The following is a 24,603-nucleotide window of genomic DNA, read 5'->3' as shown; positions in this document are numbered from 1 at the left end:
GCCGCCCGCAAGAAGGGAAGCCTTTTTGACTGCATCAGCTCATGTGCAGCATAAGCGATCAGCCAAATAGCGCTCCACGAACCTTCTTTGCCCGTGACAGTCCGGCAGTTATTCACATGCCGGCCCAACGACGCAGTCGACGGATCTGCATCGTTTCGGCCCTTCGCCCTTTCTTCTTTCTTCGTCAAAGCCGTCGCTTCTCCAAAAGAATACTTTTGCGTCGGGCGCCTCTATTTGGTCGATATTCTGATTGAAAAAATAAGCATTCTTTGTAAATTATGCAAGCTCTTTGGCGCGAGTAAAGACTGAAGGATAACCGATGGATTCTCTGCAGCGGATCGATGAAATCATCAGCTTGTTACAAAAGCAGCGCATTCTGGTGTTGGGCGACCTCATGCTCGACGAATTTATTTGGGGCAAGGTAGACCGCATATCCCCCGAGGCGCCGGTGCCTGTCGTGCAGGTGACCGGCGAGAGCTGGTATCCAGGCGGGGCAGCCAATGTGGCGAGAAATCTGGCGGATTTCGGCATCCGAACCGCTCTCGGCGGGTTGTTGGGAAACGACGCGGCCGGCGAAAAACTGCTCGAGTTGTTTGGACGCAGCAACATTTCGAACGAAGCGGTTTTTCAGGCGGATGATTTTCACACGATCGTCAAAACACGGATCATCGCCAGACATCAGCAGGTGGTGCGTGTCGACCGCGAAAAAAGGCGGCTGATCCGGCCTGAAGAAGTCGAGACGGTATTGGAACGGATCAGGCCGCTGTTTTCCTCGATCGACGCCGTCATCGTCGAAGATTACGGCAAAGGCTTTATCACGCAGCCGCTGCTCGACGGACTCGTGGCGTTGGCGGAAGAGCACATGCGCATCATTACGGTGGATCCGAATCCGAACAACCCTCTGGATTGGTCGGGGGTGACGCTGGTCAAGCCGAACCGCAAAGAGGCTTTCCAGTGGTTGGGATTACCTGAGAGCGAAGAACACGAAGAGCTGATCAAAGTCGGCAGGCTGCTTTTGGAAAAGTGGCGGGTTTCTTTGCTTCTGATCACGATGGGCGAGGAAGGGATGATGCTGTTCGATCCGCCGAACGAACCTTATCACACGCCGACGCGCGCCCGCGATGTTTACGATGTTTCCGGCGCGGGCGATACGGTCATTGCCTTTGTCACCGCTGCGCTGGCAGCGGGCCTTTCAGCCGTCGAGGCGGCGGAAATCGCAAACCACGCGGCGGGCATCGTCGTCGGCAAACTCGGCACGGCAACGGTCACGCCGGAAGAGCTGCGAGCAGAGCTCGCCTCGAACAGTACCCTTTTTGTCGGCAGGACATGAAGGCATATCTGAAAAAAGCCGTCTTTTTCGATCGCGACGGCACATTGATCGTAAACGTGCCTTACAACGGCGATCCGGAAAAAGTGACTCTCATGCCGGGCGCTGCGGAAGCCTGTCGCCTGCTTCATGCGGCGGGCTTTTGCCTGTTCATTATCAGCAACCAGTCGGGCGTCGGCCGCGGCCTGATAACCGAAGAACAGGTCACGCTGGTCAACGAAAGAACGCTTGATCTGCTCGGACCCGAGCTTTTTACTGCGGTTTATTACTGCCTGGATGACCCCAATAACCCCATTTCCGGCTGCCGTAAACCGTCGCCAATCATGCTGCTGACGGCGCACAAAGAGTACGGCATCAATCTGCAGGCGTCGTTTATGGTGGGCGACAAAGAAGAGGACGTTCAGGCCGGACACGCCGCAGGATGCCGCACCGTGCGTCTGCTTCAGGATACCGGCGAATCAGCTGCAGACTTTACGGCGTGCAGCCTTTCCGAAGCGGCGCAGTGGATCCTTTCGCTCGAATAGACGCTTTTCAGGTCGGACAGCGGTTTACAGAGCCTCGATTGCGCCGCTTTCGCGAATAACAACCGGAAAACCCTCAAGCTCTCCAGGAATTCGGCGCAGCAATTGTCGACGGCTTTCGATAACCAGCACGACAATGACTTCCTTTTCCCCTTCCCTGCCGACGCCGATTCCCGTAATGCCGGGAATTTTCATAAAAAAATCGCGATGTTTGGCGACAACCTCGTTAATTGTCATATAGCCGACTCCGTAACGTTCGAATTGAGTTTTGGAGGCTGTTATGAAACGCTTTCGGGATCTTTCACCCGAAGAGGTCATGCGTAAAGTAACGACCGAAATGGTCTTACGCGCCGTCAAGCTGGGAAGACGTAAAGGCCGCCAAATTTATATCTCAAAGAGTTCGGGCGGCCAGGGGGTGCCGGTCGACCATCTCGATCCGCGTACGCCTGAAGGCCGCCGCGCTCTCGAGCAGTTTCTGACGCCCGTAAAACGCCACTACACTTTCCACGGTCTCGGCCTTCCGGAAGAGAAAAACGCGATCAATTGGCGAAAGCTCAACGTTTCGACTCCGCGCCGCATACTTTTGTTCCTTCAACTTATTCTGTCGTTGATTATGAAGGGCACCCCGCTGAAGAACAAGTTCCTTCGGTTTATGGGCGTGCACATCGGCAAAAACACTGAAATCATGCAGGGCGTTTGGCTGGATCACTTTCGCCCGGAGTTGATTTTTATCGGCGACAACACGCTCATCGGCGCTTTTTCACGCTTGACCGTTCATGCCTATGAAGGCGGAGGGCGCTTTCGTTACGGCCTGATCGAGATCGGAAACCGCTGCATCATCGGCGCCGGTACCGGCATGGGCGCCATTAAAATCGAGGACGACGTGCGCGTTCTCCCCGGCACCGTTCTTTCTCCCTATTTGACCCGTATTCGCAGCCGCTCCGTCGTCGGCTGGAACCCGCCGAATGTTCGTCGCCTCGAAGAACAAGCAAACGAGGAGAACTCTAACTGACCCCTCAAAGCGCCTGCTTCCGATAATCGGCCGGCATGGCAAACGCATCGGCCGGCGCGGCAGCCTCACGATATTCCAAAAGCTCAATGCGGCTCGTAGAGGTTTGGCCTATCATCTCCCTCTGCTGCAGCAGCAAAACGTAAACGCCCTTGATCTTTTTCATCTCCTCCATCACGGACTTTAAATTAGGCCCGACGCCGGGAATCTGTGCGAAAAGTGCCGCAGAATAGATGGCGTAGAGCTGTTCATCCGCCGCTATGTCCTGCGTCGCCCAAATCTCCGTATTGATTTTGGTCGCGCCCGATTCTAAGGTTTGCACATATTTGCGGCATTCCCATCGACCGATCGTTCTGCGCTCGTTTATCGCTTGTACAGAAACCCGAAGGTCGGCCGTCTGCCCCATCATTCTTTGGAATTCTGCGCGTTCCTGGGGACTCATTCCCGCAGCCGCCTGTTCGATCGGCCTGTCGAAATCGAGCGAAATCTGTACGATGGTCTTTTTTCTATGATCGGCAATCAGAAGCAGCTTTTTTTGCCAATCAAGCACGGTTTTGTATTCGCGGCTGTTGATCGAGGCTCTTCCGCCGGTCAACCATACAACGGCCGTATCTTCAACTGTCGTTCGGATCTGCCCTGAAGGAGTGACGGCCTCCTGCCGAATCTGCTGTCTGAAGAAAATGTCTGACGCAAAAAGCTCTAAGTGAAAAGCTGCCGCAAAAAATACGCTCAACAGTGAAATTGTTCTTTTGTGCATGATTTTACTCCCACCAACCTGAACAGCAACATCGGCGCCTTTACGGTTCATTCCGCCAAATCTGAAGGATCTCCTGTGCCGCCTCTTCGGTTTCTCTTTGATCGAGGTCAATCCAAAGAATGCGGTCATCACGACGAAACCAGGTCAATTGCCGCTTGGCATAGCGTCGCGTTTCGAGTTTGATTTGTCGGATCATCTCCTCACGGCTCATTTTTCCGGCCAAAAAGGCAAAGGCCTCCTGGTATCCCACGGTCCTCAGCGAATTGAGGTCCGGCGAAAAGCCCATCTGCAGCAACGACTCGGCTTCTTCCACCAAGCCGGCGGCAATCATTTCGTCCACGCGCTGCTCGATTCGCTTGTACAATTGTTCGCGAGACCTCGTCAGCCCAATCCAAAAGGTCGGAAAACTTGCCGGTTCTTCTTCACCCTTTTGCCAAGCGGAAATCGGACGACCGGTCAAGGAATAGACCTCCAAGGCGCGCACCACCCGCTGCGTATCGTTGCAATGCAGGCGAGCGGCCGTCATTGGATCGATGCGTCGAAGAAAATCAAAGACCGCCTCCTTGCCTTCCTCGGCAATGCGCCGTCGCCAAAGCTCTTTGATCTGCGGATCCGAAAGGGGCGGCGCAAAGAGTCCGTCGATCAGCGCGTGGAGATAAAATCCCGAGCCGCCGACGATCATGACGGGTCGGCCGTCAGCCAGCAATTTCTCGATGCACGCCCTCGCTTCTCTGCCGTATTCGCCGGCGCTGTAATAGTCGGCCGGTGAGCGCACATCGATAAAATGGTGCGGCACGCGTCGACGTTCTTCCGGAGTGGGCTTGGCCGTGCCAATGTCCATATGGCAGTAGACTTGGCGCGAGTCGGCCGAAACGATCTCGGCTCCGACCTGCTCCGCAACGAGCAGCGAAAGAGCAGTTTTACCGACAGCCGTCGGGCCGACGAGCACCAACACTTTATGTACGTTCGAAACGGCGGTCAAGTTCTTCCAAAGTCAAAGTAATCATGGTCGGCCTTCCGTGCGGGCAAAAGTAGGGCGTTTCGCAGGCAAAGAGCTGATCGATCAGAGCGTTCATCTCTTTTTCCGACAACTTGTCGCCGCTCATGACGGCGGCGCGACAAGCTACACTTTTCGCCACCCGCTCCTGCACGTCGGTTTCGGTGGTCTGATTCAGTTTGTATTCATCGAGAATTTCCGGCAAGATCTTTTCCTCAGCGCGGATGCGCAGATCGGCCGGTATCCCTTCCAACACCACGGTGCGCGAGCCGAAACCCTTAATGACGAATCCCATACGCTCTAAAAACGGCAAAATCTCAAGCAACAGCTCGTAATCCTCTGCCGGCAGATCGATGGTATGAGGGAAAAGCAGCTGCTGCGATGCGGCATTGCGGTTGCGCAGCGCCGATTTGACGCGTTCGTAATAGATCCGTTCGTGGGCGGCGTGCTGATCAACGATGACGAGCCCGCTTTTGATTTCCGAAAGAATGTACTGATTGTGAATCTGCCAAAATTTTCCTTTTTCAGATGCCTCAGCTTCCGGCGTCGCAGCTGTTTTCGATTCCGGATTGGGGGGAGCATAAAACGCCTGACCGGCGTCAAAATCGATCGTACGTTGCTGGGAAAGGGTGCTGCGCAGCTCTTCCAGCGGCGAAAAACCGAGCCGTCCGCTTTTTCGCCATGTATTGGATGTCGTCGGGCGGATGTCGGGCACCGCCTCCTCTTTGAAAAGAGCCCTGCGGACAGCGCTGCGCACCAAGGGAAACAGCGCCTGTTGATCTGCAAATTTGATTTCGCTTTTTGTAGGATGAACGTTGACGTCGATTCGTTCCTGATCGATGGTAAAGAATAAAACATAAGTGGGGAATCGATCTTTTGGCAGAATCTCTCCATAACCGGCCGCGACGGCTGAAGAAAGAATTCGATCGTTGATCCAACGTCGATTCACAAAGAGGTATTGATCATCGCGCGTCTTTCGCAGCGCCTCTTTATTGCCGATAAATCCCCGCAGTTCAAAAAGCGCATTTTCATCCGTCACTTCGAGGAAATTTTCGCCGAGAACTCCGAGGACCTCTACAATCCGCGTACGGGCATCACTTTTAGCCAGATGATAGACTTGATGATCCTGGTGATAGAGGGTGAATTCGATATCCGGATAAGCCAAGGTAAAGCGGTTCATCATGGTCAGGATGTGGCGATATTCCGTAGAATCCGCACGCAGAAATTTTCGCCGCGCCGGCGTATTGAAAAAAAGATTTTTCACGGCGATCGACGTACCCGGATTGCCGCCGATTTTGCCGACGGAATGAATGACGCCGCCGGCAATCTGCACCACAGTGCCCTCGTATTGGCCTTGCGGAATGGTCTTCATTTCGACGCGGGAAACAGCGGCGATACTTGCCAGCGCCTCGCCGCGAAAACCGAGGGTCTGTACCCGTTCAACGTCGTGTATATCACGAATCTTGGAGGTAGCATGCCGCTGAAACGAAAGCACGGCATCTTCTTCCGACATGCCGACGCCATTGTCGACAACCTGAATCAGAGATTTGCCGCCGTCCTTCAGCAGCACTGTAATGCTCGTCGCGCCGGCGTCAATGGCATTTTCAACCAGCTCCTTGACAACAGAAGAGGGGCGGTCGATCACCTCGCCGGCGGCAATTTTGTTGACAACGATTTCAGGAAGTATCTGAATCGTCTGATTCGGCATCCTTTTCCCTTTTTGTTCTTTCGGCGCAAGTATATCGATTTCCGGCACCATTTTCAAGGAATTTATGGACAGAGCATTTTTGTTAAGAACTATAAAACGTGATAAAATTTTGAGCTTGATATTTTTTTACGGAATTTTTAACTTTTTTTGTATAATAAGATGCATAATGAGGAATAGTAAGGCTCTCTTTGCACCCTGCATCAAGTTTTCCTCTGCCCAACAAAAAGATCTTAACCAATAACTACATGATGAGGTTGGTCATGAAAAAAATTGTGATCGTGTTGGTGCTTTTTGCCTTGCTGGTTGCCGGAGAAGCCTATGCTAAAGTTTTCACGCGGCTGCAACTGGTCAGCAACGACAACGGTGTTCTGGTTGTCGATGTTCAGGCGTTCAGCAACTATGGAACTCCGCTCATCAGCTTTTACCGCGGCAGCTTCAAGATATCAAAAACCCTAGAGAAAAGAGTAACCTCCGTTTCGTTCGTGCACTATCTGTTCCCCCGTCCTGCCTACACCCATAAATACGGCTACAGCACGGCCTATAATAAAGTGACCTGGACCTACATTTATGATAAAAATGCACAAAAGCCGTATTCTTCGATCGGCAAGGACTGGGTGACGGTCTTGCGTGTCATCATTAATTACAATACCAGCGATGAGAAGGCGACTCTCTCCTGGGCCGGATCTCCTTCTTACTTGGTCCTTGACGCCGGCGATCGAGACATTACCGGTGATTATTATCCGATTCCCGGTAATCTTCAGGACATTCCGCTGCCGGTGCAGCTCTCTTTGTTCAAAGCCGAGCCGATCGAAACCGGGTCTGTCCGCATAGAATGGCGAACTGAAACGGAAGTGAACAACCTCGGCTTCAATCTTTACCGCAGCAGCCGAGAAGATGAAGGGTTTGAGCGCATTAACAAAGAATTGATCCTCGGGCAGGGAACCTCGTCCGTACCGCGCCAATATGTTTTTGAGGATGAACCGCCCGCCGATATGAATACAGCCTGGTACTTGGTCGAAAGCATTTCAACGGAAGGCGTCAGCACGTTCGAAGGACCGGTTGCAGCGGCTCTCTCTTCCGCGAAAAGCAGTCTGGCGCCCGCATCCTTTGACTTGATCAGCAATTATCCCAATCCGTTCAATCCGACGACGGAAATCCGTTACCGTGTCGATTCAGCGGCCGACGTATCGCTGACGATCTATAGCTTATCCGGAAAAATGGTCAAAAGCCTCTTTTCCGGTTTTCAGAATGAAGGTACTTTTCGCATTAGTTGGGACGGCCGCAACGCCGACGGATCCCTGGTCGATTCGGGCATTTACATTTGCGAACTCAGGATCGGAGAACGCACGATCCATCACAAAATGACTTTGATAAAATAAGTAGAAACCTTTGCAATAAAAAAGCCGCCGAAAGTTTTTTCGGCGGCTTTTTTATTGCAGGTTAGCGCAGCAAAACCACTTTGTTTACACTCCGGCGTCTGCCGCTCTTTAGCATCACGTAGTAAATTCCTGATGCAGCCTGCGAGCCGTCGGCCAAATCACCCTGCCAACGCAAGGTGTAAGCGCCTTCGTCCAAGAATTGATTGCATAGAGTGCGAATTGCTCTTCCCCTTAGATCGACGATCTGCAGGAGAACCTGCTCTCGGCCGTTTATGGTAAAGGAGACCAATGCTTCACTGTTGAACGGATTTGGGAAAACCGAGAATGGTGTAGCGACGAAAATATCGGCAACCCTTGTCATCGGATAGACTATCAGCGAATCGACGGCCAAAGGCGCACCTCGCGGATGATATCCGCGCCTGCCGCGCTTATCGGCGGCTTCTGCATAATAGTACACCCGCCCCGGCCGCGAAAAGGAAATTTGAGAAACAAAAGACTCTGCGTCCGGATCAGGTTGTAAAGAAATCGTATGAAAAACCAAGTCATCAGAGTAGCGGTAATGCAGAAAAATGGCCGCACTATCCAATTCGACCGGCGTGGTTAGAACGATCGGAGGTCGAACGGTTGCCTGAATACGGACGGTTTGATTGACCTCGGCATCCTGTAGTTTTACGAAAGAAATCCTCGGCTCTTCGCCTGCGACATAAGTCATGAAAAGATTGGCGCCCAAATTTTCGGAAACCAACGGCAGGATGCGGGAAGTGTCCGGGAAAAAGCCGTCGAAATCGGGGTGCCCTACTTCCGGAGAAAAGGCATAGATGCCGCATTCGCCCCATAGCCAATCGTCACTGTCGCCGTTTACAAGATAGAGTTCCGACGAAGACAGGGAACGATAGCCGTTATAAGTCGTGCAGCTGTCGGCCAGTTCCTTAAATATACGCAAGACCGGTTCAGGGAGGGGATCAAAAGTGTAGCCCCAAGGATATAGCCATAGATTGCTGTAGCTGTGGTAACAAAGCGACACGACGAAACGGTGCTGTTTGACGAAATCACGCAGCGCCTGCGTCTCCGGCTCCGAGAAGGGTGCTGCGCCTCGATAGGTAACTTCGCCGTAATACGGACTGGAGCCGCGGTCATCGATTCCCCATTGCCAGCCCCAATTGCGGTTCAAATCAACTCCGTCCGTATAAGGGGAAAAGATGCCGTCACCGTTGTTGTCGCGCATGTTTTTTCGCCACCATAAAGGATTGCGTCGTTCTTCTCGGCCGCGATCGACCGGATCGCCGGAAAAAACATGATTCAATCCCTCGGGATTCATGGTTGGGATAAGCCAGATCTCCCGATTGTTAACCAGATGCGTCACCCATGGGTCTTTGCCGTAACGGGTGAGCAGATAATTCATAAAGTAAAGGATGACTTCCGGTGTAATGATTTCCCGCGCGTGAATGTTGCCGATGAAAAGGACATCTGCTTCGTCATCGTCCTCTTTTTCCGGTTCGTCAGAAATTTTGATCGCCCATATATCCTGCCCCCCAAGACCGCGCTGCTTCAAAAAACCGTCTCCGATGTCATGCAGAGCGACGATTTGGGGAGATTCAGCTGCCGCCCTTTGCAGCTCGGCAAGAATTTGTTGCGGACTGTGAAAGTGCTCCAAGTAGCCGCTTTGCCGAAGCGAATCGGCGTAGGCGTTAATGTCCTTAATTACAATTCTACCAAAAACGCCATTCTTTTGCAGCGTTTTCAACTGCGTCTCATTGACAATGACGTCTGCAAAACCGTCCACGCGATCAACGGCCACAATTTCCGCATCCGGCGCTATGCGTTTTAGAGGCTGCGGCAGTCGGCGCAGGTCGAGACGAATCATCATCTCTTCAGCATGTATCGCGGGCATCAGCGAAATCAATAATCCGAATATCAGCCGAATTCGACTCAAATCACTCTCCCTTGAAATGACAATCAATGTAGATGCGATTCAGTTTTCTGGCCGTCACGTCGTAAACGAGATCGATCTGTGCCGAATACAACAAATCGGCGGCAGAAAAAAATGCCACAAAAGCATTTTCCTTCTCATCCAGGACTGCTAAAAACTGGGGAAAAGGCGGCAATTTCTGCGGACAATCGGCGACTTTGGCCTCAGCAGCATCTAAAAAGAAACAATAGTCTCGTTGGGCATGATTAAACAAAGCAGCATAGGATGCGATGCGTCTAACATTTTTTAGTTCAGTCTGGAGCCTCAGTTCTTTTAGATCCAAATTGACTCGCGTTTCGCCGTGGATTTCCAAATAATCGCCTGACTCATAGGGCAGAGGGGCATCCAACAAGGCATAGCCAATTTGTTTCTTGATGAGGGTCATTATCAAAGGCTGCTGAAATAGCGGGGGAGCGGACAAGTAGATGCCTTTGATGACCATCGGTCCTTCCTCCCGCAACAAGTTGACAGGCATTCTCTCTATGCCGTTTTCAGCAAAATATGTGGTGCCGACAATATGCGGCGCTCGACAGCTCAAGACCTGCAAGGAAAGCAAAATAAGGAATACAGCACGTCCTTTCATCGCGGCAAAAGTCCGTGATCGGCAAAACTGAAAAAAGAGTCCTTGCCGATGATGATGTGGTCAAGCACGCTGATGTCTGCATAGCGGCATGCCTTACTGATTTTTTCGGTCGCCCGACGGTCCTCCTCGGAGGGAGACGGGTTGCCGCTGGGGTGGTTGTGCAGGAGGATGACGCTTGCAGCGGCCAGTTGTACGGCGGTGCGAATGATTTCCCGCGGCGACACGACGCTTTCCATCAGGCTGCCTTCAAAGAGCGTCTTTTCGTCGATCAATTCGTTTCGGGCGGTCAAAAAGAGCACGTGAAACTCTTCTCGTTTCAGGTCGCGCATCCGCAGATGGATATACTGATAGACTGCCTCCGCGCTGTTGAGCACGGCTTTGCCGTCCCACTTTTGCTGCACCAAACGTTTGGCCAGTTCCAGCGCAGCCTTGATCTGTGCCGCTTTGGCCAAGCCGACTCCCTTTGTCCGGCACAATTCGCCGATTTGGCTTTGATCAATGCCGCGCAGTCCGCCGTATTCGATCAAAAGCCGTCTGGCCAATTCCATGGCCGATTCCTTCGGGTTGCCGACGCGCAGAATGATGCCCAGCAATTCAGCCTCCGAAAGGCTTTCGGCGCCGTATTTCATGAGCCGTTCGCGCGGTCGTTCATGTTCAGGCCAATCCTTGATTCGACTGATCGCCTCGCTCATTGTTCCCCCCTGTTCTTATGAAATTTGTTTCAATCGGTTTCAGGTCCTTAAAGAGATCCTTAATGGCGCCGAGAGAGCCGAGCACGCCGACAGCCTCAATCGGAAGATATACGACCTTGTTGTCTTTGCCGCTTACCATCTCTTTCAGCGTTTCCAAATAGCGCATGGCGATCATGTACGGTGTCGGCTCGATGCCTTTGCTTTCCAGTGCCTCGGCTATTCGACGCAAAGCATCGGCTTCAGCCTGCGCCAGCCGCAGACGAGCATAAGCCTCACCTTCCGCTTTAAGGATGAGGCTGCGTTTCTCCGCTTCGGCGGCGTTGATCGTCGCCTCCAGTTGTCCCTGGGATTCAAGAATAGCCGCTGTTTTCTGCCCTTCCGCCGCCGTGACGGTAGCGCGCCGGTCGCGTTCGGCGCGCATCACTTTTTCCATCTCATCGCGAATATCCGGCGGCGGATTGATTTCCTGCAGCGCCACATTATTGATCTTGATACCCCAAGATTCGGTGGAAGACTCGAGCATTGCGCGAATTTTCTGCCGGATGGTTTCACGTGAGGAGAGAATCTGATCGAGCGTCATTTCGCCGATCAGGCTGCGCAGGCAGGTTTGCGTCTCCTTTTCCAGCGCAAACGGCAGATTGTTGATTTTATAGGCAACGCTTTTGGGATCAACGACCTGGTAGGAAAGCAGCGCATTGATTTCGATGAAAATATTGTCGGCCGTGATGACGTTTTGACGCGGGAAATCGAGGAACGTCTCTTTCAAATCAATGGCGGTTATTCTTTTCTGCTGAAAAATCGGCTTGCCGTCCGCATCGTATTCTACATATCGCCAATCCAGGGCCCGTGGTTTATCTATAATCGGGAATATCCAATTCAAGCCGGAATAGAGCAGCCGATGGAATTTTCCCAGCCTTTCGATGACCATCGCTTCGGCCTGCCTGACGATCACTACGCCTTTAAAAATAAAATATCCCAACAGGATGAGAGCGCCGACTATCCCCAAGACATAATAGAAAATAGAGTCCATGATAAAGACCCCTATCATTAGTTGTGTTCTAAGAGTCGATAAGGAGATTTCATGTCAGCCAATTTGCTCACGTAAAACCTACCGATTTACGCCGGCATTTTATCCCCCCTTTTGCAATACGGTCATTGGCGTTGGTACTCTGCCCATCCCCCCTGCGTAACATTGACTTTGAGTCCGACGACCTGATCTCCCTTGAAAACAAACTCGTATTCCGCATCGACGAAAGGCGAGTAAAATCGCGTTTCGGATTCAGCCAGAATGGGGTGTTCGGCGCTGCCGCCGGGAAAATCGGCGTGCAGTTGCCGCTGATCATCGAGGGTGATGGTTACTTTGCCGCCGCGCGAGCTGTAGGTACCGACATATTTTTTGAGCTGCGCCTCGCCAAAGATCAGCACTTTACGATGGGCATCGGCACGACCGTAGGCGGGTAGCTCGCGCAGCCAGATGTTGCGGTATCGAACCGGATTGCCGTGATCCTGCAGCGCCAGCGGCAGCTTGTCCGGGTGTTTGCTGTAGGGTGTTCGGCTGCACCAGTTCGTCGGTCCCATGATTTCAACGTGATCCTGCGTCAAGATGCCGTTGTGAAAGACGGTAATGACGGCCGGTTTGAGCAGCTTGCCGTCGTTGTCAAAGCGCGGCGCTTTGAAGAGAATGTCGTAGGTCTGCCATTCGCCGGGCTTGCGGCAGGCATTGACCTGGGGCGGATATTGACCATAGATTGCCGAGCACTGGCCGTCGGCGTAAGTTACATTGTCGTAGGAATCGAGCACCTGCACTTCATAAATGCCCATCAGGAAGACGCCGCTGTTACCGCGGCCCTGGCTGGTTCCCGAAGGCGGGGTCGGCGTCATGAATTCGATGTGCAGCTGGCAGTCGCCGAAACCCAGTAGGGTGCGAACATAGCCGGCACCGCTTACCGACTCCATGTAACCGTCCTTGACGATCCATTTGGCCGGACTGCCGTCCATGGCGCGCCAATTGTCGAGCGACTTGCCGTCGAACAAGACCACGGCATCTGAGGGCGGCAGCCCGGGTTCATTCTGTGTCCCCCAAGTCGGCGGCGAAATGATCGGCGGCTGCGGCCGATTGCCGTCGTGAATTCGCCAGGTGCCGCAGCTTTCAAATGATTGAGCATAAAGAATTCCAGCAACAAAAATTGCCGCCAGAACGGTTGCAGTCCAATAACACCTTCTTGTTACCATGACGCGTCTCCTCTTGCATTTACGATTGATTTAAGCCCTGTTCGGCAGGAAAAGTGATTTTAACTTGCAGTACTTTGGTCGGTGTAGCATCCAAAATTTCGATCTGATACTTTGAAACAGTCAGCTTTTCGCCCTTTTGCGGCACTCTTTCCAGATGATTGATCAAAAACCCATTGAACGTCACATAGTCACCCTCGGGCAGGTCTATTTTGTAAAGGTCCCGCAACTCTTCCAACGGCGTTTTACCCTCCACGATCAATATGCGGTTGTCCATGACCTTCACGCCGGTGATGGGATGGTCAAACTCGTCGTTAATGGCGCCGACGAGCTTTTCAACAATGTCCTCCATAGTCACCAGGCCGATGGTGCCGACATATTCATCTACCGCAACGGCAGCCGTAACTTTTTTTTCCTTCATGCGGCGCATGGCTTCCAAAACATGGAGAGAAGCCGGCAGGAAGAGAGGTTCGCGCAGCGGCGGCAGCTTGTCCGGGGGAGAGTTGAATAAATCTTTAACGTAATAAAAGCCGATAATATTGTCTATCTCACCGACGAACACCGGCAGCCGCGAGTAACCACTGTTGAGAAAAACCTCCCGCACGGTCTGCGGCGGATCATCCCAATCCACTCCCACAATTTCCGTGCGGGGAACCATAACATCCCATAATTGATGGTCGCGTATTTTCAGCGCACGTCCCAAGAGCTGCAGATGATGCGGCTTGACAATGTCGGCGGCGCCGTATTCCCTCACCAGCAGCGGCAGGTCTTCGGCCGAAAAAAGATGATAGGTCTTTTTCTCATGATGCAGCAAAAGGTTGATCAGGCTCGTTGCCGCCTCGGCCAGGCGTATAAAGGGAAAAAAAAGCAAATAATAGACGTTGATAAAACGGACGGCCGGACGAATGACGGCATTCGGCAGCTGAACTGCAACGGATTTGGGCAAAATTTCTCCAAAGAGCAGCAGAAACGCCGTCGTGCTCAGTACCAAAAGAGTGTTATCAATATGGGAGGCAAATAAATAGACAGCCAGAGAAGCGCAGGCCGTGTTGACGATGTTGTTGCCGACGAGCGTTGCAGCCAAAAACCTTTGATCGGCCCGCATTGGATCCTGGCAAGCATCTTTACCGGTTCGATGTCGGTGAACGTGCAGCTTGAGGCGATTGGCGGCAATGTATGCGGTTTCGGATCCGGAAAAAAAAGCGCTCAAAATAAACGTCAAAATAAAGAGTGCCAATGCCATAGAATTCTTTCTACTGCATTTCTATTTTTATCCGGCCTGCGGCAGCGTTCTGCAGTGCGGCAATAAAAGACTCAGCCCGAGATCGCCGAATCTTCGCATAGAGGCGCACGGTATCCGCATAATTCGTGCTGATGACTGATGCCGTAAACTGTTCAACAACTTTTAATATCGGGCTTAACTTTTGATAAGGAAATTCGATCTCTAAAACAGTCGTTTCGTAGCAGGTTATTCTTTGGCACAACTCCAGCACTCTTTTTGTCGACTCTGCATAGGCACGCGCCAAGCCGCCGACTCCCAGCTTGATGCCGCCGAACCATCGCGTAACCGCCACGAGAACGTTGGTCAGATCTTCACCCTGGATGACGGAGAGGATGGGCTTGCCGGCGCTGCCTGCCGGTTCGCCGTCATCAACGGCTCGCGTCACTTCCTTACTGCCGATGCCGATGCGATAGGCATAGCAATGGTGCGAGGCATCAAAGTGGATCCTGCGAATCCCTTCCATCAGCCGTTCGGCTTCCTCGCGCGAAGCGACGGGCGCGGCATAAGCCAAAAAACGGCTGCCTTTTTCCTTCAATTCAGCTTCGCAGGGAGACGCAATGGTAACGAATGCATCCAAAGCAAAACCGTTTTTGCGGAATTTAAACTATTTTGTTTGAAGAACAAAGGATTTTCCCAGGAAGGAGCAATTAGGAAATATTCAGCCTTCGAAGCGCCTCGGCAGCCGCGTTCTGTTCCGCCCGCTTTTTTGAAGATCCCTTGCCTATCCCCATCTTTCTACCGTTTACGGTAACCGAAACGGTATAGATCTTTTGATGATCGGGTCCGCTCTCCTCTTCCACCTGATAAAAGGGACCGGACCAATTCGAATGCTGTGCAAGCTCCTGCAGGAGGCTCTTGCTGTTGCGCAGTTTTCCTTCTTCGAGAAGAGAATCCAGGCGACCGGTGATGCGGTTAAGAACGAATTTGCGCGCCTCCTCAAGGCCGCCGTCGAGATAGAGGGCGCCGATGAGAGATTCAAAGGCATCGGAGAGAATTGAGGTTCGGGTTCTGCCGCCGGATCGACTTTCGGCGTCGTTTAGGAGGATAAAGTCGCCCAGCTTTAACTCGGAAGCAAACTCGCTGAGCGTGGTACCGCTGACGAGCAGAGACTTGTAATTCGTCAATGTCCCCTCTGCTTCATCCGGATATTCGCGATAGAGGTAATCGGTAATGAGAAAACCGAGCACGGCATCGCCCAAAAACTCGAGCCGTTCATTGGAGGCGTTGCGGTGCTCTCCGCTTTGTACGAGGTACGAGCGGTGTTTAAGTGCCTGGTGCAAAAGCTCCTTATTTTTGAAGCGATAACCCAGACGCTTCTCCAGATCCTTCCAATTTTTATGCGGAAGGCGATATAGTCCGAGCCTTTCAAGCAGCCTGGAGAACAGACGATTCATGCAATGTCAATCTGAATATTTTTTGAAAGCCAGGCAGACGTTATGCCCGCCGAATCCGAACGAGTTGGAAAGAGCGACCTGCACATCCTTTTTGACGGCTTTATTGGGAGTGTAATCGAGGTCGCACTCGGGATCCGGCTTTTCAAGATTGATAGTCGGGTGAATGGTACCGGTATAAAGGGTCATGATTGTGGCGACGGCTTCGGCAGCGCCCGAGGCGCCGAGCAAGTGACCGATCATTGATTTGGTTGAGCTGATCTTGATCCGATAAGCCAGGTCGCCGAAAGCGGCTTTGATGGCTTCGGTCTCGACCTTGTCGTTAAAAGGCGTTGAAGTTCCGTGGGCATTAATGTAATCCACCTGTTCGGGCGCAAGGCCTGCGTCTTTGAGCGCCGACAGCATGGCTCTTTTTGCGCCGTCGCCGCCGGGGACCGGCGCGGTAATGTGATAAGCATCGGCGGTGTAAGCGGCACCGACGATTTCCGCATAGATCTTGGCGCCGCGCCGCTTGGCATGTTCCAGCTCTTCCAAAACCAGAATGGCGGCGCCTTCGCTCATGACAAATCCGTCGCGGTCGCTGTCGAACGGCCGGCTGGCTTTTTCCGGCTCATCGTTTCGCGTCGAGAGCGCTTTGAGCGCATTGAAACCCGCCAATCCCATTTCGGTAATCGGCGTTTCGCTGCCGCCGGTGATCATGCCGATCGCCATACCGCTGCGAATAGCGTGAAAAGCCTCGCCGATGGCGTGTGAAGCCGAAGCACAGGCCGAAACCGTACAGTAATTAATGCCCTTTAAACCGTAGCGGATCGAAATGTGACCGGGAGTGATGTCGGCAATCAGCATTGGGATAAAGAAAGGACTGACCTTGCGCGGGCCGCCTGCAAGGTACAGCTTGATTTGATCTTCAAACGTCTTCATGCCGCCTATGCCGGAAGCGACAATGACGCCGAACTGCTCCGTGTCGGTGTCTTCGAAGCGAATGCCCGAATCTTTGACCGCCTGGTCGGCAGCTGCAAGCGCCAGCTGCGTAAATCGATCCATGTGCCGGACCTCTTTACGGTCGAGATACTCGTTCGGATCAAAATTTTTGACTTCCCCCGCGATTTTGGTCGCATGATTCGAAGCGTCGATTTGGGTGATCGGCCCGATGCCGCTTTTCCCTTCGACAAGATTGTTCCAAAAGGTCTGCAGATCGTTACCGACCGGCGTAAACACCCCCATGCCTGTGACAACCACCCGGTTCATTTTCATATCTCACCTGATAAAAGGGTCAACTCTTCCGATTTGGGCTGCTGGTTCGGTTTGCAGAAAACAATTGCGGAATGGTTTGCGGTAAAGTTAGAGGCGGCTGACGCCGCCTCTGTAAGATGAAATCGGGTCAGCCAAGATTTTTGCTGCGCAAATATCTTAACGCATCACCGACTGTCTGCAGCTTTTCCGCTTCTTCGTCGGGAATTTCGATGCCGAACTCTTCCTCAAAGGCCATCACCAGCTCGACGGTATCTAAAGAATCGGCGCCGAGGTCATCGATAAAAGAAGCGTCTTCCGTTACCTGCGAGGCATCGACACCCAATTGGTCGACGATTATTTGTTTGACTCGCTCTTCCACAGCTGACATGTTTCTACCTCCTGGATATTGAGATTATTATGGTTTGAATTCTACAGACCGTAACTCCCTACATGACCATACCACCGTCGACGTGCAGGACTTGGCCGGTCACATAATCGGACAACGGCGATGCTAAAAAGAGAACCACATCGGCGACGTCTTTGGGCTGTCCGGCTCTCTGCAAGGGAATCAAGTTTAAAAAGCTCTGCTTTGCCGATTCCGGCAGGCCGCGCGTCATATCGGTTTCAATATAGCCGGGCGCAACGGCGTTGACCTGAATGTTGCGCGAACCAAACTCCTTTGCCGCCGATTTGGTCAGAGCAATCACCCCGCCTTTTGAGGCGGAATAGTTTGCTTGACCGGCGTTGCCCATGACTCCCACCACCGACGCAATGTTGATGATCTTGCCGGAACGCTGTTTCAACATGGGTCTTGAGGCCGCTTTAATGCAGTTGAAAACGCCTTTTAAATTAACGCGCAGGACCAGGTCCCATTCCTCCTCGCTCATGCGCATAATCAAGTTATCTCGGGTAATGCCGGCGTTATTGACCAAAATATCGAGACGGCCGAATTCTCGAATTGCTGCCGAAATCAGTTCCTCTGCCTGCTCGGGCACCGAGACGTCGGTTTTGCACGCGATCGCTCTGCCCCCGCGGCTGCGTATGGTTTCGGCCGTTGCTTCGGCAGTCGTCAAATCGATATCGGAAACGACGACGCTGCATCCTGCGGCAGCCAACGCCTCGGCGATGGCGGCGCCGATGCCCCTGGCCGCTCCCGTAACGACGGCTGTCTTGCCTTCCAACGAAATCAATTGCCTTCCTCCAAAAGCGTCAATTGTTCAACGGTACCGATAGAAAGGACGTTCAGCGAGCGGTCGATTCGACGCACCAAACCGCTCAAGACCTTTCCCGGCCCGACCTCTATAAAGCGTTCCGCACCGTTTGCCTGCATCTGCTGAATGGTTTCAACCCACTGCACGGGACTGCACAGCTGTTCGATCAATGCCGTTTTCAGCTGCCCGGGGTCTGTAGACGGCCTCCCGCTGACGTTGCTGAATACGGGGACCGTCGGCGTGCGGAACTCGATCGTTTGGACAACTTGACTGAGAGGCCTCAGCGCCGAACGCATCAAAGGAGAATGAAAGGCGCCGCCGACATTGAGCCTGACGGCCCGCTTGGCACCGGCGGCTTCGGCGAGGTTGATCGCTTTCATCACTGCCGCTTCCGTGCCTGAAACGACGATTTGATCCGGAGCATTGAAATTCGCGGCGATGATGGTCCCTTCTGCGGATGCGGTACGGCAGATATCCTCCACCCGGCTCTTTTCCAGACCGATGATCGCCGCCATCGCGCCTTTGGCTTCTTCGCCGGCCGCCTGCATCAACCCTGCGCGCTGCTTTACGAGTTTGAGCCCTTCTTCGAAGGAAAAAACGCCGGCAGCTGCCAGCGCCGTGTATTCGCCCAAACTGTGACCGGCAACAAACACAGGTTCGATGCCTTTTTCCCGCAAAAGTTCAAAGACGACAAAACTGTGAACGAAAATTGCCGGTTGGGTATAGCGCGTCTGCGCCAGTCTTTCGTCCGGACCGTTAAAGCAGATATCCGACAGCTCAAAGCCCAAAATCTCTTCAGCCGTACGGAACCGTTGACGAACGGATTCAATAGCGTCGAACAGGTCTTTCCCCATACCGACATACTGGGAGCCCTGTCCTGGAAAGAGAAAAGCGATTTTTTGCGCTGTCGACATAACGGATTCGGCTTTCGGCTTGGGTTAAAAACGGATGGCAGCGGATCCCCACGTCAATCCGCCGCCGAATGCAACCAGCACCACATCATCGCCCGGCTTGATGCGGCCTTGTCGCCGCGCCTCATCCATTGCAATCGGAATCGACGCCGCCGAAGTATTGCCGTAACGATTGACGTTGACAAAGACCTTTTCCGGCGGCAGTTTGATGCGCTTAGCCGTTGCGTCGATGATACGGATATTGGCTTGATGGGGGATGAGCAGATCGACGTCATCCGTAGTCAAGCCCGCGCGCTCGAGGATCAGCTCGGCTGCATCGCCCATCGAAGTAACGGCGTTTTTGAACACCTCTTTGCCCTCCATGCGGATGAAATGCAGCTTTTTTTCGTAATTTTCCGGCGTCGGCGGATGTTTCGTGCCGAGACCGTCCAATTTGAGAAGATCGGCCAGGCGGCCGTCGCTGCGGATATAGACGGCCAGTATGCCGTGTTCATCCACCGCAGGCTGCAGGACGACGGCCCCGCCGCCGTCGCCGAATAGAACGCAGGTATTGCGATCGGTATAATCGGTTACGCGCGAAAGCGACTCGGCGCCGATGATCAAAACGTTGCGCGCTTTTTTTGCGGCGATCAGAGCGTCGCCCAGTTCCAGAGCGTAAATAAAACCGGTGCAGGCTGCCTGAATATCGAAAGCCGCTGCATTGACGGCGCCGATGTTTTTCTGCACAAAGACCGCCGTTGCCGGGAAGCCGATGTCTCCGGTGATGGTGGCTAAAATAATGACATCGAGGTCTTCGGGAGCCAGACGGGCATCTGCAAGGGCGTTGAGCGCCGCCTCGGTCGCCAGATCAGAGGTGAATTGATCGGGCGCCGCAATATATCTCGTCTCGATGCCGGTTCTCGTCTTGATCCATTCGTCGCTCGTATCGACCATCTTTTCCAGATCGGCGTTGGTTAAAATCTTTTTCGGCAGCGCCATGCCGGTTCCGACGATACGAGAAAAAGGTTTATTGATCATAAAGATTCTTTCGTTGCAACCAGATGCGTCACTCTTTCTGCAGTTTTAAAGCAAATTCAGCTTCGATCTTGCCGTTAACATCTTCCGTTATGAACTTGTAGGCAGCCAAAACGGCATTTTTTATGGCGCGGGGGGTCGATTTGCCGTGCGCAATCACGCAGCAGCCTTGTACGCCCAAAAGCGGTGCACCGCCGTATTCCTGATAATCGAAAACCTTGCGAATGCCCTCGAGCGTCGGTTTCATCAGTACTGCGCCGATCTGGGAAAAAAGATACTTTTTCACCAACCGACGCATATTCATTTTAAAGAGTCCGTGCATGCTCTCGGCGGCCTTGAGCACAATGTTGCCGACAAAGCCGTCACACACCACGACGTCGGTTACACCGCGGGTAATGTCGCTGCCTTCGACATTGCCGATGAAATTGCAGTCGCACTGTTTGAATAATTGATAGGCTTTCAGCGCCAATTCGTTGCCTTTGCCCTCTTCATGGCCGATGTTCAGCAGACCGACGCGCGGCCGGTCGATATTGAACAGCTTTGCCATATAGATGCTGCCCATGATGCCGAACTGCACCAGGTCCTCCGGCCGACTGTCGACATTGGCGCCCACGTCGAGCAGCAGTACTTTTCGCCCCTCTTGGGTGGGAAGAAGTTGACCGATTGCAGGCCGGCGAATCCCTTTGATGCGCTTCAGACCGAACAATGCCGCGGCCATTACGGCGCCGGTATTTCCGGCGCTGACCACACCGCTGACTTGGCGCTTGGCGTGAAGGTTCATGGCTACGGCAATGGAGGAGTCGCCTTTTTTCAGCGCCACGGAAGGCTGTTCATCCATGCCGACGACTTCCGAAGCATGAACCACGGAGATCGGCAAATCATGAATATGAAAATGACGATTCAGTTCTCTTTGCACAACATCCTTGTCGCCGACAAGGACGATTTCAAATCGCCCTTTGGAAGCGCGCGCCGCCTCTACACCTCCATGGACGGCATCGTGCGGCGCGTTATCTCCCCCCATGGCATCCAATGCGATCCTAATCACGCAATCTCCGATCTAAAAAGCTGTTTTACATGAAAAATCGGACAGAGTTGGCCTGCGGCAGGCGGAAAAAGATTAGGACTCGCGGGGTAAAAAGATCGAACGGCCTTTGTAGTAACCGCAGTTCGGACATGCGCGGTGCGGCAACTTGGGTTGATGGCAGTTCGAGCACTCGACAACGGTCGGCACTTCGGCCCGCCAATTCGCACGCCGTTTTCCTTGTCGGGAATGCGAATGTCTACGTTTCGGATTCGGCATCGTTTCCTCTATTGGGTTAGGGTTAATCGAACTTGAGCTTGCTCAGCGCTTCCCAGCGCGGATCACGATAGTTGTCTCCGCAGGTGCATTGCGTCAGGTTGAGATTTGCACCGCAGTGGGGACACAGCCCTTTGCAATCCACATGACAAAGCTTTTTATAAGGGATCGCAAGCAACAACGTGTCCCTGACCGCTTCGGTAATGTCGACTTCATTGGTCGTTTTGGCGATCAGATAGATATCTTCATCATTCCGTGCGGCCAGCTTTTCGTCCGGCGTCATAATCGAGCTGATGGTCTCGTCCAGCGCCAGCACATAGGGTTCCAAGCACCGATCACAAACCAGTTCAACTCGAGTTCTCAGCCTCGTTTTGACAAATATTTCCTCTCCAACCTTGTCGACCAAATAAAAAATATCGACTGGAGAGGTAAAGCCGTCTTCTTTCAAGAGCTCAATATCGAAAGGGCTGACCTGTTCTTCAAATTCTGAATGCCCTTCCTTGATCCGACTGAGAAAAAATCTGATCACAGCCATCCTCGAAAAATCGGCGGCAAAATTAGCAATAAATCCCTTAAGAGTCAAGCAAAAATTCGTTTTTTATGAATTATATTCAAATTTATTTTCCGCAGCCTAAACGGAAATCCTCAGAGAAGTTCTACTTGGCTGAAAAAGAAGCTGATTTCGTGCTGGGCATTTTCGATCGAGTCGGAGCCGTGCACAACGTTTCGCGATACGGTCTCGGCCCATAGATGACGAATGGTTCCTTCAGCCGCCTCATGAGGGTCGGTTTTCCCCATCAAAGCGCGCCAATCGGCGACCGCATTTTCTTTTTCCAAAACTGCGACGACCACTGGTCCTTCAGTCATGAACTCGACCAGCTTGGTAAAAAACGGCTTGCCGCGATGAATTTCATAAAAAGACTCGGTCTCTTTGCGGGTCAGCTTTATCATCTTCATGGCTTTGATCTGAAATCCCGCAGTGAGGATTTTGTCGAGAACTTTGCCCAACAAGGCTTTTTCGAGGCAATCGGGTTTAAAGATGGCCAATGTCTGTTCCATAGCGTTTCAGTCCCTGGTTGATGATCAATGGTTAGAATTGTGTCAACAGACTTTGCAGAACGTCGGTCAAGTCGGGGTGACCGATTTCCTGAAGATCGTAAAAAACGCGCGTAGAGGGCTTTTCGATACGGATGACGCGGCGAAGATCGATCGGTGTTCCGATGATGACGGCATCGCAATCGACGGCATTGATGGTGGCTTCGAGATCGCGCATTTGCTCTTCGCCGTATCCCATGGCGGGCAGCAGTCTGCCGATGTGAGGGTACCGACGAAAGGTATCAATGAGCGATCCTCGCAAAAAGGGCCGCGGATCGACGACTTCTGCCGCTCCGAACTTTTGCGCTGCAATGATGCCGGCGCCGAAGGACATTTCTCCATGGGTCAAAGTGGGACCGTCTTCGATCACCAACACTCTCCTGCCGGCGACCACTTCGGGTTTTTCCAAACGAATAGGCGACGCAGCTTCAATAATGACGGCACGCGGATTCGCCGCCCGTATGTTTCCGTAAAGGGTGCGGACGTCCTCCAAGCGCGCCTCCGGTACCTTGTTGATAACCACGGCGTCGGCCAGCAGCAGGTTGGTTTCACCCGGATGATAACGGATTTCATGACCCGGCCGCAGGGGATCGACGACGGTTATATGCAAATCCGGCATAAAAAAAGGAATGTCGTTGTTGCCTCCGTCCCATAAAATCACATCGGCTTCCTTTTCCGCTTCGCGCAGAATTGCCTCATAGTCGACGCCCGCATAAACAACCGAGCCGGCAGCTATGTGGGGTTCATACTCTTCCATCTCTTCAATGGTACAGCGATATTTTTTAAGATCGTCAAATGAAGCAAACCTTTGCACCCGTTGAGCAACCAAGTCGCCGTAGGGCATAGGATGACGAACCACTACGACCCGTTTGCCTGCGCCGCGCAGCAGCGATGCGATTTTTCTGCTCGTTTGGCTCTTGCCGCATCCTGTGCGCACAGCACAGACTGCTGCGACCGGCTTGCTCGATTTCAGCATGGAAAAACGCTTACCAAGGAGACAAAACGATGCCCCAACTGCGGTCACCAACGACGCCTTGTGCATCACCGTTTCGTGAGAAACATCGCTGTAGGAAAAATAGACTTCATCGATTTGGCGACTTTGGATCAGTTCGGGCAGCTCCTCTTCGGCAAAGATGGGAATACCCTCAGGGTACAGTTCTCCGGCCAGCTCCGGCGGATACAGGCGCCCGTCGATGTTCGGAATTTGGGTTGCCGTAAAGGCTTCCACTCGATAGGCATCGTTATTTCGAAAAAAGACGTTAAAGTTATGAAAATCGCGACCCGCCGCCCCCATAATTATGACTCGCTTCCGCTGCATAGCTCCTCCTTCTCGGATCTCGGTTGTGGGCTTCAAACGACTATATCCTCACTGCTCAGAACTCTCCGGGTGACGGTCTTTAAGGCCAGCTCAACTTCCTGATAGCTGCTTGCCGTAACGAGTTTCTGTCGGATGAGAGATGCATGAGGAAGTCCTTTGAAATAATGTACCAATTGTTTGCGCATAAAGGCGACGGCGTGCTTTTCACCCATCTTTTCGATGCATCTTTGCAGGTGGTCGAGGGCGGTTCGAACTCTTTCGGCCGGTGAGGGGTCAGGCGACAGAATACCGTGGTCCAGAAACCGACGAATTTGGAGGAAAATCCACGGATTTCCGCAGGCGGCGCGTCCGATCATAACGCCGCGGCAGCCCGTCGTTTCGAACATCCGCTGCGCGTCAGCCGGGGACTTGACATCGCCGTTGCCGATAACCGGAATCGAAACCGCCTCGACGACTCGGCGGATGATCTCCCAATCCGCTTTGCCGCTGAACTGCATCGTCTGGGTTCGGGGATGGACCGTCAATGCGACGATGCCGACGTCTGCTAAGCGCCGGGCTGCTTCGACCACGTTGATGGAAGCGGCGTCCCAGCCGCTGCGCAGCTTGGCGGTGACCGGCAGATCGACGGCGCGCACGGCGGCAGCAGCGATCTTTTGCAATAACGGCAAATCTCTGAGCAG

27 protein-coding genes and 1 riboswitch are annotated in these 24,603 nt (G+C 52.9%); of the genes, 4 read left to right on the top strand and 23 right to left on the bottom strand.

Annotation, left to right across the window (positions count from 1 at the left end; translation table 11 throughout):
* Window positions 1-59 precede the first annotated feature (59 nt).
* Window positions 60-241, bottom strand: a riboswitch (Lysine riboswitch).
* A 78-nt stretch (window positions 242-319) separates the two neighbouring features.
* Both rfaE1 and ONB24_02265 read left to right on the top strand, forming a co-directional pair.
* Complete coding sequence (gene rfaE1, locus ONB24_02270) at window positions 320-1,330, top strand: D-glycero-beta-D-manno-heptose-7-phosphate kinase (protein ID MDZ7314928.1); 1,011 nt, start codon at window positions 320-322, stop codon at window positions 1,328-1,330.
* On the top strand, window positions 1,327-1,851 hold the full coding sequence (locus tag ONB24_02265; protein ID MDZ7314927.1) for an HAD family hydrolase: 525 nt from the start codon (window positions 1,327-1,329) through the stop codon (window positions 1,849-1,851). Before rfaE1 ends, ONB24_02265 begins: the two co-directional genes overlap by 4 nt.
* 24 nt (window positions 1,852-1,875) lie before the next feature.
* Here the strand turns inward: ONB24_02265 and ONB24_02260 are convergent, their stop codons facing one another.
* On the bottom strand, window positions 1,876-2,085 hold the full coding sequence (locus ONB24_02260; GenBank protein ID MDZ7314926.1) for a hypothetical protein: 210 nt from the start codon (window positions 2,083-2,085) through the stop codon (window positions 1,876-1,878).
* 43 nt (window positions 2,086-2,128) lie between these two features.
* Here ONB24_02260 and ONB24_02255 point away from each other — a divergent pair, with 43 nt between their 5' ends.
* The gene (locus ONB24_02255) at window positions 2,129-2,860 is read left to right on the top strand and encodes a DapH/DapD/GlmU-related protein (protein ID MDZ7314925.1); all 732 of its coding nucleotides are present in this window, start codon (window positions 2,129-2,131) and stop codon (window positions 2,858-2,860) included.
* 4 nt (window positions 2,861-2,864) lie between these two features.
* Here ONB24_02255 and ONB24_02250 read toward each other — a convergent pair whose 3' ends face one another.
* The 3 genes from ONB24_02250 to mutL are packed head-to-tail and all read right to left on the bottom strand — an operon-like array spanning window position 2,865 to window position 6,319.
* Window positions 2,865-3,614 carry a hypothetical protein gene (locus ONB24_02250; GenBank protein ID MDZ7314924.1) on the bottom strand — a complete coding sequence of 250 codons (750 nt, stop codon included), beginning with the start codon at window positions 3,612-3,614 and terminating at the stop codon, window positions 2,865-2,867.
* 40 nt (window positions 3,615-3,654) lie between these two features.
* Window positions 3,655-4,596, bottom strand: a complete 942-nt coding sequence (gene miaA, locus ONB24_02245) for a tRNA (adenosine(37)-N6)-dimethylallyltransferase MiaA (protein ID MDZ7314923.1) — start codon at window positions 4,594-4,596, stop codon at window positions 3,655-3,657.
* The gene (gene mutL / locus ONB24_02240) at window positions 4,571-6,319 is read right to left on the bottom strand and encodes a DNA mismatch repair endonuclease MutL (GenBank protein ID MDZ7314922.1); all 1,749 of its coding nucleotides are present in this window, start codon (window positions 6,317-6,319) and stop codon (window positions 4,571-4,573) included. Before mutL ends, miaA begins: the two co-directional genes overlap by 26 nt.
* A gap of 260 nt (window positions 6,320-6,579) precedes the next feature.
* Between mutL and ONB24_02235 the strand changes: the two genes are divergently transcribed.
* Window positions 6,580-7,698: a T9SS type A sorting domain-containing protein gene (locus ONB24_02235; protein ID MDZ7314921.1), complete on the top strand. Its 1,119-nt coding sequence runs from the start codon at window positions 6,580-6,582 to the stop codon at window positions 7,696-7,698.
* Window positions 7,699-7,759: 61 nt separating this feature from the next.
* Here the strand turns inward: ONB24_02235 and ONB24_02230 are convergent, their stop codons facing one another.
* The 19 genes from ONB24_02230 to ONB24_02140 all read right to left on the bottom strand — a co-directional run.
* Complete coding sequence (locus ONB24_02230; GenBank protein MDZ7314920.1) at window positions 7,760-9,631, bottom strand: M14 family zinc carboxypeptidase; 1,872 nt, start codon at window positions 9,629-9,631, stop codon at window positions 7,760-7,762.
* Window position 9,632: 1 nt separating this feature from the next.
* On the bottom strand, window positions 9,633-10,109 hold the full coding sequence (locus ONB24_02225) for a hypothetical protein (GenBank protein MDZ7314919.1): 477 nt from the start codon (window positions 10,107-10,109) through the stop codon (window positions 9,633-9,635).
* Between the two features lie 137 nt (window positions 10,110-10,246).
* Window positions 10,247-10,942, bottom strand: coding sequence for a DNA repair protein RadC (radC, locus tag ONB24_02220; protein MDZ7314918.1), 696 nt, complete (start codon window positions 10,940-10,942; stop codon window positions 10,247-10,249).
* Window positions 10,905-11,972: an SPFH/Band 7/PHB domain protein gene (locus tag ONB24_02215; GenBank protein ID MDZ7314917.1), complete on the bottom strand. Its 1,068-nt coding sequence runs from the start codon at window positions 11,970-11,972 to the stop codon at window positions 10,905-10,907. Before ONB24_02215 ends, radC begins: the two co-directional genes overlap by 38 nt.
* A 122-nt stretch (window positions 11,973-12,094) precedes the next feature.
* Window positions 12,095-13,174 carry a DUF1080 domain-containing protein gene (locus tag ONB24_02210; protein ID MDZ7314916.1) on the bottom strand — a complete coding sequence of 360 codons (1,080 nt, stop codon included), beginning with the start codon at window positions 13,172-13,174 and terminating at the stop codon, window positions 12,095-12,097.
* A 19-nt stretch (window positions 13,175-13,193) separates the two neighbouring features.
* Window positions 13,194-14,414 (bottom strand): hemolysin family protein, encoded by a 1,221-nt coding sequence (locus tag ONB24_02205; GenBank protein MDZ7314915.1) that lies wholly within the window; start codon window positions 14,412-14,414, stop codon window positions 13,194-13,196.
* Between the two features lie 10 nt (window positions 14,415-14,424).
* Complete coding sequence (locus ONB24_02200; protein MDZ7314914.1) at window positions 14,425-14,988, bottom strand: IMPACT family protein; 564 nt, start codon at window positions 14,986-14,988, stop codon at window positions 14,425-14,427.
* A 112-nt stretch (window positions 14,989-15,100) separates the two neighbouring features.
* Window positions 15,101-15,847, bottom strand: a complete 747-nt coding sequence (gene rnc, locus ONB24_02195) for a ribonuclease III (protein ID MDZ7314913.1) — start codon at window positions 15,845-15,847, stop codon at window positions 15,101-15,103.
* Window positions 15,848-15,853: 6 nt separating this feature from the next.
* Entirely contained in the window at window positions 15,854-17,098 is a 1,245-nt protein-coding gene (gene fabF, locus ONB24_02190; protein ID MDZ7314912.1) for a beta-ketoacyl-ACP synthase II, read from the bottom strand.
* 127 nt (window positions 17,099-17,225) lie between these two features.
* Window positions 17,226-17,465: an acyl carrier protein gene (locus tag ONB24_02185; GenBank protein MDZ7314911.1), complete on the bottom strand. Its 240-nt coding sequence runs from the start codon at window positions 17,463-17,465 to the stop codon at window positions 17,226-17,228.
* Between the two features lie 58 nt (window positions 17,466-17,523).
* Window positions 17,524-18,267 (bottom strand): 3-oxoacyl-[acyl-carrier-protein] reductase, encoded by a 744-nt coding sequence (gene fabG / locus ONB24_02180; protein MDZ7314910.1) that lies wholly within the window; start codon window positions 18,265-18,267, stop codon window positions 17,524-17,526.
* Entirely contained in the window at window positions 18,264-19,202 is a 939-nt protein-coding gene (gene fabD / locus ONB24_02175; protein MDZ7314909.1) for an ACP S-malonyltransferase, read from the bottom strand. Before fabD ends, fabG begins: the two co-directional genes overlap by 4 nt.
* A 24-nt stretch (window positions 19,203-19,226) precedes the next feature.
* Complete coding sequence (locus ONB24_02170; protein MDZ7314908.1) at window positions 19,227-20,216, bottom strand: ketoacyl-ACP synthase III; 990 nt, start codon at window positions 20,214-20,216, stop codon at window positions 19,227-19,229.
* Between the two features lie 28 nt (window positions 20,217-20,244).
* Window positions 20,245-21,258, bottom strand: coding sequence for a phosphate acyltransferase PlsX (gene plsX / locus ONB24_02165; protein MDZ7314907.1), 1,014 nt, complete (start codon window positions 21,256-21,258; stop codon window positions 20,245-20,247).
* A 72-nt stretch (window positions 21,259-21,330) separates the two neighbouring features.
* Complete coding sequence (gene rpmF, locus ONB24_02160) at window positions 21,331-21,513, bottom strand: 50S ribosomal protein L32 (GenBank protein ID MDZ7314906.1); 183 nt, start codon at window positions 21,511-21,513, stop codon at window positions 21,331-21,333.
* A 22-nt stretch (window positions 21,514-21,535) separates the two neighbouring features.
* Window positions 21,536-22,039, bottom strand: a complete 504-nt coding sequence (locus ONB24_02155) for a DUF177 domain-containing protein (protein ID MDZ7314905.1) — start codon at window positions 22,037-22,039, stop codon at window positions 21,536-21,538.
* Between the two features lie 116 nt (window positions 22,040-22,155).
* A complete protein-coding gene (gene ndk, locus ONB24_02150) occupies window positions 22,156-22,569 on the bottom strand; it encodes a nucleoside-diphosphate kinase (protein ID MDZ7314904.1) in 414 nt (137 codons plus the stop codon).
* A gap of 31 nt (window positions 22,570-22,600) precedes the next feature.
* Window positions 22,601-23,923: a cyclic 2,3-diphosphoglycerate synthase gene (locus ONB24_02145; protein ID MDZ7314903.1), complete on the bottom strand. Its 1,323-nt coding sequence runs from the start codon at window positions 23,921-23,923 to the stop codon at window positions 22,601-22,603.
* Window positions 23,924-23,955: 32 nt separating this feature from the next.
* On the bottom strand, window positions 23,956-24,603 hold a 648-nt coding region (locus tag ONB24_02140), incomplete at its 5' end, for a tRNA-dihydrouridine synthase (protein ID MDZ7314902.1).

It is taken from the genome of candidate division KSB1 bacterium (genome assembly GCA_034505495.1).
GTDB lineage: Bacteria > Zhuqueibacterota > Zhuqueibacteria > Residuimicrobiales > Krinioviventaceae > Fontimicrobium_A.
The sequence above is the reverse complement of the archived record's forward strand: the minus strand, read 5'-3'. Positions and strand labels throughout refer to the sequence as shown.